Origin of the sequence: Streptomyces sp. OfavH-34-F (assembly GCF_022347745.1) — a bacterium.
GTDB lineage: Bacteria > Actinomycetota > Actinomycetes > Streptomycetales > Streptomycetaceae > Streptomyces.
The window spans coordinates 1-9,759 of the sequence record NZ_JAKRGC010000249.1; the positions used below are offsets into that span (position 1 = coordinate 1).

The 9,759-nt window shown below is 73.5% G+C and carries 10 protein-coding genes; 7 read left to right on the plus strand and 3 right to left on the minus strand.

Annotation, left to right across the window (positions count from 1 at the left end):
- The 3 genes from MHW47_RS26790 to MHW47_RS26800 all read left to right on the plus strand — a co-directional run.
- Positions 1 to 950 (plus strand): acyl-CoA carboxylase subunit beta (locus tag MHW47_RS26790; RefSeq protein WP_275449695.1); only part of this gene is annotated, 950 nt, incomplete at its 5' end.
- An 11-nt stretch (positions 951 to 961) separates the two neighbouring features.
- Complete coding sequence (locus tag MHW47_RS26795; protein WP_239226340.1) at positions 962 to 1,582, plus strand: ScbR family autoregulator-binding transcription factor; 621 nt, start codon at positions 962 to 964, stop codon at positions 1,580 to 1,582.
- Between the two features lie 467 nt (positions 1,583 to 2,049).
- On the plus strand, positions 2,050 to 2,877 hold the full coding sequence (locus MHW47_RS26800) for an AfsR/SARP family transcriptional regulator (protein ID WP_239226341.1): 828 nt from the start codon (positions 2,050 to 2,052) through the stop codon (positions 2,875 to 2,877).
- A 178-nt stretch (positions 2,878 to 3,055) separates the two neighbouring features.
- Here the strand turns inward: MHW47_RS26800 and MHW47_RS26805 are convergent, their stop codons facing one another.
- Both MHW47_RS26805 and MHW47_RS26810 read right to left on the minus strand, forming a co-directional pair.
- Positions 3,056 to 4,021: a BTAD domain-containing putative transcriptional regulator gene (locus MHW47_RS26805; RefSeq protein ID WP_239226342.1), complete on the minus strand. Its 966-nt coding sequence runs from the start codon at positions 4,019 to 4,021 to the stop codon at positions 3,056 to 3,058.
- 185 nt (positions 4,022 to 4,206) lie between these two features.
- Positions 4,207 to 4,404 carry a hypothetical protein gene (locus MHW47_RS26810; RefSeq protein WP_239226343.1) on the minus strand — a complete coding sequence of 66 codons (198 nt, stop codon included), beginning with the start codon at positions 4,402 to 4,404 and terminating at the stop codon, positions 4,207 to 4,209.
- Between the two features lie 282 nt (positions 4,405 to 4,686).
- Here MHW47_RS26810 and MHW47_RS26815 point away from each other — a divergent pair, with 282 nt between their 5' ends.
- The 4 genes from MHW47_RS26815 (at position 4,687) to MHW47_RS26830 (ending at position 8,980) form a co-directional block, all read left to right on the plus strand.
- Entirely contained in the window at positions 4,687 to 5,508 is an 822-nt protein-coding gene (locus MHW47_RS26815; RefSeq protein ID WP_239226344.1) for an AfsR/SARP family transcriptional regulator, read from the plus strand.
- Positions 5,509 to 5,622: 114 nt separating this feature from the next.
- Positions 5,623 to 6,441: a thioesterase II family protein gene (locus MHW47_RS26820; protein WP_239226345.1), complete on the plus strand. Its 819-nt coding sequence runs from the start codon at positions 5,623 to 5,625 to the stop codon at positions 6,439 to 6,441.
- Positions 6,438 to 7,712 (plus strand): beta-ketoacyl synthase, encoded by a 1,275-nt coding sequence (locus MHW47_RS26825; RefSeq protein ID WP_239226346.1) that lies wholly within the window; start codon positions 6,438 to 6,440, stop codon positions 7,710 to 7,712. Before MHW47_RS26820 ends, MHW47_RS26825 begins: the two co-directional genes overlap by 4 nt.
- Complete coding sequence (locus tag MHW47_RS26830; RefSeq protein WP_239226347.1) at positions 7,709 to 8,980, plus strand: ketosynthase chain-length factor; 1,272 nt, start codon at positions 7,709 to 7,711, stop codon at positions 8,978 to 8,980. The genes MHW47_RS26825 and MHW47_RS26830 overlap by 4 nt, the downstream gene beginning before the upstream one ends.
- Positions 8,981 to 9,088: 108 nt before the next feature.
- On the opposite strand, the gene MHW47_RS35990 is transcribed toward MHW47_RS26830, so the two are convergent.
- Positions 9,089 to 9,415 (minus strand): DUF6059 family protein, encoded by a 327-nt coding sequence (locus tag MHW47_RS35990; RefSeq protein ID WP_239226348.1) that lies wholly within the window; start codon positions 9,413 to 9,415, stop codon positions 9,089 to 9,091.
- Between the last annotated feature and the right edge of the window lie 344 nt (positions 9,416 to 9,759).

The window sequence follows — 9,759 nt, forward strand, 5'->3', positions numbered from 1 at the left end:
AGGCGGTCACCGGCGAGGAGATCACGCAGAACGGCCTCGGCGGCGCCGACGTGCACGCCGAGACCTCGGGCGTCGCGCACTTCGCGTACGACGACGAGGAGACCTGCATCGCCGAGGTCCGCTACCTGCTGTCGATGCTCCCGCAGAACAACCGCGAGTACCCGCCGTGCGAGCCGTGTTCCGACCCGCAGACCCGGCGCTCCGAAGTGCTGCTGGACCTCGTACCGGCCGACGGCAACCGCCCGTACGACATGCACAAGGTCATCGAGGAACTCGTCGACGACGGGGACTACCTGGAGATCCACGAGCGCTGGGCCCGCAACATCATCTGCGCCCTGGCCCGGCTCAACGGTCAGGTCGTGGGGCTGGTCGCCAACCAGCCGCAGGCCCTGGCGGGTGTCCTGGACATCGAGGCGTCCGAGAAGGCCGCACGGTTCGTCCAGATGTGCGACGCCTTCAACATCCCCATCATCACCCTCCTGGACGTACCCGGCTTCCTGCCCGGCGTGGACCAGGAGCACGGCGGGATCATCCGGCGCGGTGCGAAGCTCCTCTACGCCTACTGCAATGCGACCGTGCCCCGGATCAGCCTGATTCTGCGCAAGGCCTACGGCGGGGCGTACATCGTCATGGACTCCCAGTCGATCGGCGCCGACCTCACCTACGCCTGGCCCACCAACGAGATCGCGGTCATGGGGGCCGAAGGCGCCGCCAACGTCATCTTCCGCCGGCAGATCGCCGAGTCGGACGATCCCGAGACGACCCGGGCCCAGATGGTCAAGGAGTACAAGGCCGAGCTGATGCACCCGTACTACGCGGCCGAGCGCGGCCTGGTCGACGACATCATCGACCCCGCCGACACCCGCGAGGTGCTCATCGGCGCGCTGACGATGCTGCGCACCAAGCACGCCGACGTACCGGCCCGCAAGCACGGCAACCCCCCGCAGTAACGGAGCGCTCGATGGCACAACAGCAACGCGCGGTGCGGACCCGGGAAGCCCTGATCAGAGCGGTGGCCGAGATCGTCGCCCAGGAAGGGTTCGCGGCCACCTCGCTCACCGGGATCAGCAAACGGGCCGGGGTGAGCAACGGCGCGCTGCACTTCCACTTCGTCAGCAAGGGGGCCCTGGTGGAGGCCCTGGAAGAGGCCGCCCTGCGCCGCCTGCGGGTGGTGCTGGAGGTGTCGGCGGACGCGCCGAGCCGGCTGCAGCACCTCGTCGACGTCACGCACGCGCTGGCACGCGAGCTGACCTCCGACGTGGTGCTGCGGGCCGGGTTCGTGCTGTGCGGGGACGTGGCGTGGGTGCCGGAGGTGGACCTCCGGGTGCACTGGCTGCGCTGGGTTGGGGAACTCGTGCGGGATGCCGGTGCGGCGGCCGAACTCCGGCCCGGTGCCGAGCCGGAGGGGATCGTGACGGCGGTGGTGGGCGCGATCGTGGGGTTCGAGGTGCTGGGCGCGCGGGACGCCGGCTGGCTGGCCCCCCGCACGGTCGCCCGGTTCTGGGAACTGCTGCTTCCGTCCCTCGCCGCGCCGGACCTGCTCGCGACGCTGGAGGCCGCGGGCAGCCGGGGGAGACCCTGAGGTCTCTTTCCGTTCGTCAGAGCCGGGAAGGCATCAGCGCCTTCCCGGCTCTCCAGGGTCCTTCGAGACATACCGTACCCCTCGAAAAGACCATCTGGTTTGTTTCAACAGGGCTCCTCCGTTCCTGCCCTAGGTCTCGCCTGCCGTTCTGGCCTCCCTGGCACTGGATTCAGACACGTCGTCATGGCTGGCTTTCGCTGCGCCGCGCGGTGCCGGTGCGGCAATTGAGCGTTTTGATCTGCTGGAATGCCGGACTCCGGGCGGTTGAGGGAGGGTTGAGCGCCGCCTGAATGTGGCCGGAGATCGATGTCGGGGGCGTGGCGTGAACCTCTAGGGATTGACAAACCGACTGTGCTGTTTTTTTATCAAGGGGCCAGGACGCGCCATCGCGATCCGGCCCCGGCAGTACGGGCAACGCGGGAACGCGCAGGCCGGGCACCTGCCTGCAGCGACCTTTGGGGGAGTACGTGGACATCAACCTGCTCGGAGCGCTGTCCGTCACCGAGAACGGGGTGTCGGTCACGCCGACCGCGCCGAAACCGCGCCAGGTGCTGGCCCTGCTCGCGCTCCACGCCGACCAGGTGGTCCCGGTGGCCACGCTGATCGAGGAGCTGTGGGGCGAGAACCCGCCGCGCAGCGCACGGACGACGCTCCAGACGTACGTGCTCCAGCTGCGCGAGCTGATCGGCGCGGCGCTCGGGCGCGACGAGAGCGAACGCTGTACCGCCAAGGACATCCTGGGGACCCTCCCCGGCGGCTACCGGCTGGAGACCAGGGGAGGGGCCGTCGACTACCGGGAGTTCGAACGCCGGGCCGGTTCCGGTTACCGGGCGATGGACGGTGAGGACCACGAGGGCGCCTCACGCCGGCTGGCCGACGCCCTGTCGCTGTGGACCGGGCCCGTGCTCACCGACGTCCAGGCCGGCAGCCAGATCCAGATGGAGGTCCGGCGCCTGGACGAGGCCCGGCTGTGCGCGCTCGACCAGCGCATCGAGGCCGATCTCCGGCTGGGCCGCCACCGCGAACTGCTGTCGGAACTCACCGTCCTGGTCAACCAGCACCGGATGCACGAGAGCCTGCACGGCCAGTTCATGCTGGCGCTGCACCGCTCCGGGCGCCGCGGCGAAGCGCTCAACGTCTACCAGCGGCTGCGCACGGTCCTCGTGTCGGAGCTGGGCCTGGAGCCGTCGGCCGCGCTGAGCCGGCTCCAGCGCTTCATCCTCACGGCGCACCCCGAGCCCGCGCCGGCGGCGGTCGCCGCCGGAGCCGGCAAGGGACGGCTCGTGGTGCGGTGACGACGTGAGAGGCGGGCGGTATCCGTGCAGGGAACCGAGTCCGCCCGGGGCGCAGGCCCTTGCCCGGATCGCCGCACGCGGACCGGGCAAGGGCCTCCGCGTCGTCCTGCCCGGCCCCGCCCGGCGCGTTCCGGGCCGACCGGTCCGTCCAGGCCGTCGCGGGAGGCCGGGGGACCGGTCAGGGGGTGGCCGCGTGCGTCGCGGTGAGCGCCTCCAGGCGGTCCGTCAGGTCCCGCTGTTCGCGCGTCAGGCGCTCGATGTGACGGCGCAGGTCGGCGAGTTCCGCGCGCAGCAGGCGCACGCTCGGCCCGTCGTCGTCACCGGCGGACGGCGCGGACGGCCCGGACGGCCCGGCCGGCGGGTCGGTGGGGTGGAACGGGGCGGGTTCCGGGTCGTGGCGGATCGCCTCCATACGGCCGCGCAGGAGCGGGCCGGGCTCCACGCCCAGATCGCGCACGAGCCGGCGGTGCGCGCGGTCGTACGCCCACAGCGCCTCCGCCTGGCGGCCGCACCGGTACAGCGCGGTCATCAGCAGCTCGTGGAAGCGTTCACGCAGCGGATGGGCGGTGGTGAGTTCCTCCAGCTCGCCCGTGATCTCCCCGGCCCGCCCCGCGCCCAGGCACGCCGTATACAGCGACTCCAGCGCGACGAGCCGGCTCTCCTCCAGCAGCGAGGCCTCGACGGAGCAGATCGTGCCCCGGCCGCTGCCCTCCAGGGCGGGGCCGCGCCACAGGGCCAGGGCCCGGCGCAGCACGTCGGCCGAGCGGCCGGGGTCGGTGGGCGCGAGACCGCGTCCCTCGGCGGTGAGCCGGTGGAAGGTCCGGGCATCGGTGCCGGCGGGGCCGAGCCGCAGGACGTATCCGGGCGCGCGGGTCACCAGCCACTCGTGGGGGGCCTGTCCGGCGGCGGGCGGGGCGGGCAGCAGCCGGCGCAGCCGCGCGACATGGGCCTGGAGGGCGTTGGCCGCGTTCCCGGGCGGGTGTTCGCCCCACAGTTCGTCGACGAGCCGGTCCGCGGAGACGGCCTGGTCGGCCTTGACGACGAGCGCGCCGAGCAGGGCGCGCTGTTTGGCGCCGGACGGCACGATCGGAACGCCGGTCCGTTCGTCGAAGACCTGGACCGGACCCAGTATTCGAAACTCCATCTCATCCTCGCACGGGGAGGCCCGAGGGCGCTGCGGCCGGAGATCCGTTCCCGGTATTCCCTCCGAAAAGGAAGCGGCCCCTTCCTCTGCTGTCGGAGCGTAGGGGTTCTCGTGGTGCGGCGGCCGTCGCGCGATCGGGGCACCGGGAACTCTGAAGGGTTTCTCGAGGATTTCTCAGGCCCGTTTCACAAACGGTCGACCGTCAGATCGGGGAAGCCCGCCTGGACTCCCTGCCGGTACCAGACGCCCAGTATGCCGAGCAGGATTCTCGCGTCGGGAAGCCCCGGCAGCTCAGGTGTTCCAGGGGCGGTCCCCAGGCCGGCCGGGGCGGGCAGTCTGCGGGGGAGCGGGTCGGCGCCGTGCGCCGTCGTATCGGTCGCCATGGCCGGAAAGCTAACAGCGCGCAGCGCGTCCGAAAAGATGTGGGAGGAACGGATCTCCGTTCGTCCGGCGAATGTCAGCGGCGTGTCAGTGGCATATCTCGGAATTCATTGGAGATACGCCGGAGCCGCACTCGATCGCCGGAGGGGGATGGGTGCCGAAGGGTATGGTGCACCTGGCCTCTGGTCCATCGAAAAGCCAGAAACGGCCGGATTAAGGCAGTATCGAAAGGTTCACAACCGGCCGGAAAGCTATGGCGGCCTGGCAAGGCTGGGAGGGGAATCATGAAGATTAAAGTCCTGGGTCCGTTGGATGCCGAGGTCAATGGGATATCCATCGTCCCGACCGCCGGCAAACCCCGCCAGATTCTGGCGCTGCTCGCCCTCTACCCGGGCCGGGTCATGCCCGTGCCCACCCTGATGGAGGAGATCTGGGGCGCGGATCTGCCGCAGAGCGCGCTCACCACGCTCCAGACGTACATCCTCCAGCTGCGCCGCCGGCTGGGTACCGCCATGGGCCCGGACGTCCCGGGCTCGGCCAAGGACGTGCTGGCCACCCGTTACGGCGGCTACCTGCTCCAGATCCCGCCCGACTCCGTCGACGTGCACACCTACGAGTCCCTGGTGGCCGAGGGCCGGCAGGCCTTCGAGAGCGGCGAGGACGCACGCGCCTCCAAGTGTCTGGGCGACGCCCTCGACCTGTGGGAGGGTCCGGCGCTGGTCGACGTGCGGGTGGGTCCGATCCTCGACATCGAGGTCATGCGCCTCGAGGAGAGCCGGCTGGTGACGCGTGAACGCCGGATCGACGCGGACCTTCGGCTGGGACGGCATGTCGAACTGATTGCCGAACTCACCGATCTGATCGCCCGCCACCCCCAGCACGAGGGGCTGCACTCGCAGGCGATGGTGGCGCTCTACCGCTCCGGCCGGCAGGCCTCCGCACTCGACGTCTACCGCCGGATGCGCCAGCGCCTGATCGACGAACTCGGCGTCGAGCCCTCGCCGCAGCTGCAACGGCTGCACCTGGCGATGCTCGCCGTCGACCCGCGCCTGGACGTGGTCGCCGGGCCGCGCCACTCCTCGACCTTCGACCTGTACGCGGCCTGACCCGTGCCGGTGCGGGTCGAGTTCCGCTCCAGCGGCGGTCGCGAGACTCGGGGCGCGGCCGGTGCGCCGCCCGGCGGGGCACGCCGGAGCAGCTTTCCCGGAGGAGGATGACGGATGGCTTCGCTGACGGCGGTCGACGAGGTGGTGGAGCAGCGGGTACGGCTTCACTGTCTCGCCCACGCGGGCGCGGGCGTGGCCAGCTACCAGCGCTGGTCCCGCGCGGCCGGTCCCGCGGTGGACGTGGCGGCCCTGCTGCTCCCGGGCCGGGACGGCCGCAGACGGGAGCCGCGCGTCACCGACCGGGCCGGGCTCCTGGACGATCTCCTGGGCCCGCTGCTCGACGCGGCGCGCTCCGGCCCGTACGCGCTGTACGGACACAGTCTGGGCGCGCTGGTGGCCTACACCCTGACCCGGGCGCTGGCCCAGGAGGGCGCGCCCCCGCCCCTGTTCCTCGCGGTCGGCGCCTGCCTGCCGCCGCACGCCACGGCCGCGCTGATCGGCGCGGCCGAAGCTCCCGACGAGCAGCTGCTGCCGCTCCTCGGAGCCCTCGGCTCGCTGCCGAAGGGGCCCGCAGCCCGCCCCGGCGGGCTGTGGCACCGCTCCGTGCTGCCCGTCCTGCGCGACGACCTGCGGCTGGCCAAGGCCCTGCGGCAGGCGGCCCTGGACCCAGTCACCGGAGGACCCGTGAACGTACCCCTGCTCGTCTTCGCCGGCAGCGACGATCCGCTGGCCGTGCCGACCGCGCTCCAGGAATGGCGGCGGTGGACCACCGGCCCCATCACGGCGCGCACCCTGATCGGCGGTCACTTCTTCGCGGGCGACGACGCCCTGCCCGCGATGATCGGGGACGCCTGCCGGGAGCGCGCCGCGCTGACCGGGGGCGCGCCGGAGACCGGACCGGCCGCGGACCGCACCGCAGGCGGTGAGCGGTGAGGCGGATCGTCATCACCGGCGTGGGCGTGGTGGCCCCCGGCGCGATCGGTACCGGCGCCTTCTGGTCGCTGCTGACGTCGGGGCGCACCGCGACGCGCGGGGTCACCCTCTTCGACGCCACGCGCCACCGTTCACGGGTGGCCGCCGAGGTCGACTTCGACCCCATCGCCCACGGCTTCTCCCTCGCCGACACCGAACGCCTCGACAGGGCCGCCCAGTTCGCGCTGGTCAGCGCCCGCGAGGCGGTGCGGGACAGCGGCCTGGCCGACGTCCTGGCGGCCGGGAACCCGCTGCGCACCGGCGTGAGCCTGGGCAGCGCGGCCGGCTGCACCACCGGACTGGTCACGCAGTACGCCCTGCTCAGCGACTTCGGCGGGTCCTGGACCGTCGACCACTCCAAGGCGGCCGAGCACCTGCACGACTACTTCATGGTCGGTTCGCTCGCGGCGGCGGTGGCGCGCGACAGCGGGGCGCAGGGCCCGGTCGGCGTGGTCTCCAGCGGCTGCACCTCGGGCCTGGACGCCATCGGGCACGCCGCCGAGCTGATCCGCGAGGGCAGCGCCGACGTGATGGTCGCGGGCGGGGCGGAGGCGCCGATCTCCCCGATCGCGATGGCCTGCTTCGACCGCATCAGGCTCACCAGCCCGCGCAACGAGGAACCGGGGACCGCGTCGCGGCCGTTCGACCGCACCCGTGACGGCTTCGTCCTCGGCGAGGGCGCGGCGGTGGTGATCCTGGAGGAGCTCCAGCACGCCCGGCGGCGCGGGGCCCGCGTGTACGCCGAGCTGTCCGGCTTCGCCTCGTACAGCAGCGCCCACCACATGACGGGGCTGCGGCCGGGCGGGGAGGAGATGGCCGACGCCATCCGGGCCGCGCTCGACATCGCCCGGCTCAACCCGGTGGACGTGGACTACGTCAACGCGCACGGCGCCGGCACCCGGCACAACGACCGGCACGAGACGCACGCCTTCAAGCTCGGCCTGGGCGAGCACGCGTGGCGTGTGCCGGTCAGCTCGATCAAGTCGATGATCGGGCACGCGCTCGGCGCGGCGGGGGCCCTGGACGTGGCGGCCAGTGTGCTCGCCATCCAGCACAGCACGGTGCCGCCGACGGCGAACCTGTACGAACCGGACCCGACCTGCGACCTGGACTACACCCCGCTGTTCGCGCGCGAGCAGCGCACCAGCACGGTGCTGAGCGTCGCGAGCGGCTTCGGCGGGTTCCACGCGGCGACGGTGCTGACCCGGCCCCGGCTGCGGGAGGCGGCATGAGGGCGGGGGAGGGGCTGACCGGGCTGGAGTGGCCCGGGGAGGAGGCCGCGCGCCCGCCCGCCGAGGTGGTCGTCACCGGTGTCGGCGTCATCGCCCCCAACGGGATCGGCGCCGAGACCTGGTGGCGGGCGCTGCTGGCGGGGGAGAACGGCATCGGCCCGATCCGGCGCTTCGACGCGTCCGGCTACCCGGTGCGGATCGCGGGCGAGATCGACGGGTTCGTCGACGAGGACCACATCTCCAGCCGCCTGCTGCCCTCCACCGACCGGGTCACGCGCCTGGGCCTGGTGGCGGCGAAGGAGGCCCTGGAGGACTCCGGGGCCGAGCCCGCCGGCCTGCCCCGGTACGGCGCGGGCGTGGTCACCGCCAGCACGTCGGGCGGCACCGAGTTCGGGCAGCGCGGGCTGGAGGCGCTGTGGGGCAAGGGCGCCGCGTACGTCAGCGCCTACCAGTCCTTCGCCTGGTTCCACGCCGCGGGCACAGCCCAGATCTCCATCCGGCACTCGCTGCGCGGCCCCGGCACCGCGGTCGTCAGTGAGCAGGCCGGCGGCATCGACGCCGTGGCCCGGGCCCGCCGGGAGATCCGCAAGGGCGTGGGCCTGATGGTTGCGGGCGGCGTCGACTCGGCCCTGTGCCCGTGGGGCTGGGCCGCGCACCTCGCGGACGGCCGGATGACCACGGTCGCCGACCCGGACCGCGCCTACCTGCCCTTCGACGAGGCGGCCGGCGGTCACGTGGTGGGCGAGGGCGGGGCGCTGCTGGTCCTGGAGGACGCGGCCGCCGCCGCCGGGCGCGGCGCGACCGTGTACGGCGTGGTGGCCGGCTGTGCGGCCACCTTCGACGGCGGGGACGACCGGTTGCGGCTGCGCGACGCGGCCGAACTCGCCCTGGCCGACGCCGGGGTGGGGCCGGACGAGGTGGACGTGGTCTTCGCGGACGCGGCCGGTGAACCGGGCGCCGACCGGGCCGAGGCGGCGGCGCTGACGGCCCTGTTCGGTCCGTACGGGGTGCCGGTGACGGCCCCCAAGTCGATGACGGGGCGGCTGGGCGCGGGGGGTTCCTCGCTCGACGTGGCGGCCGCGCTGTTCGCGCTGCGCGACCGGGTCGTGCCGCCCACGACCGGGACCGTACGGGCCGCCGCGGACTACGGGATCGACCTGGTGACCGGCGCGGCGCGGGAACTCCCCGGTCTGCGGACGGCGCTGGTGCTCGCCCGCGGCCGGGGCGGGTTCAACTCCGCCGCCGTGGTGCGGGCCGCCGGAGCCTGAGGCTCGCGCCACAGCGGCCCGCCGGAGCCCGGGGCTCGCGTGTCACAGGGGCCCGCCGCCCGGGGCCGCCGTCTCACAGGCGGCCCGCCGGAGCCCGGGGCTCGCGTGTCACAGGGGCCCGCCGGCGTACGGCGAGTGGCCCAGCTCGCGCCGCAGCCGTTCCTCGTAGCCGGTCAGCGGCAGGTCGGGGCGGAGCCGCTCGGGGTGGCCGGGCGGCGGGGCGTCGTGGACCGGGACGTGGTCCGCACTGCCCTTCAGGGTGCTCTCACCGGTGTACATGAGTCCGAGGGCGACACATCCGTCCCACAGGACACGGACGAAGCCGAAGGGGTTCAGGGCACTCGCCTCCAGGGGCTGGCCGCCGGTCGGCGGCGGGGGAGCGGCGCACCGGGGCACGGCACGGTCGGGTGCGGGCGCCGGAACGTCACGGGTCACGGACGGCGGAGCGCCGGAGCGGTGCCGCGACGAGCCGTGTACGGGCCACGTTCTGCCCGGGCTCTCAAGGAATCCTCAAGACCGGCTGGAGCGTCGCGGGAGGACCGATGGGGTGCGGCTGGAGCCGTGCGGCGGAGGGCCGGGCCGGGGGAGGGGGGCACCCGTGCCGCCCACCAGGACGGGGGAGGCCGGGTGGGCGGCGGGGCCGCGGGCGCGACCGGAGGCGGGGACGAATCCCGGGCTCCTACGGGGGCGCCTGTCAGGGGGACGCCGCCCGAGCGGTCCGCGGGACGAGTGTCGGGGCCGCGGCTGGAGCCGCGCTCAAGCCGGAGGGCGGCGCGCGG

What these genes read in the sequence shown, in the direction of transcription:
- MHW47_RS26830 (WP_239226347.1), top strand. Translation starts at nt 7,709, where the DNA reads ATGAGGGCGGGGGAGGGGCTGACCGGGCTGGAGTGGCCCGGGGAGGAG.
- MHW47_RS26795 (WP_239226340.1), top strand. Translation starts at nt 962, where the DNA reads ATGGCACAACAGCAACGCGCGGTGCGGACCCGGGAAGCCCTGATCAGA.
- MHW47_RS26820 (WP_239226345.1), top strand. Translation starts at nt 5,623, where the DNA reads ATGGCTTCGCTGACGGCGGTCGACGAGGTGGTGGAGCAGCGGGTACGG.
- MHW47_RS26805 (WP_239226342.1), bottom strand. Translation starts at nt 4,021, where the DNA reads ATGGAGTTTCGAATACTGGGTCCGGTCCAGGTCTTCGACGAACGGACC.
- MHW47_RS26810 (WP_239226343.1), bottom strand. Translation starts at nt 4,404, where the DNA reads ATGGCGACCGATACGACGGCGCACGGCGCCGACCCGCTCCCCCGCAGA.
- MHW47_RS26815 (WP_239226344.1), top strand. Translation starts at nt 4,687, where the DNA reads ATGAAGATTAAAGTCCTGGGTCCGTTGGATGCCGAGGTCAATGGGATA.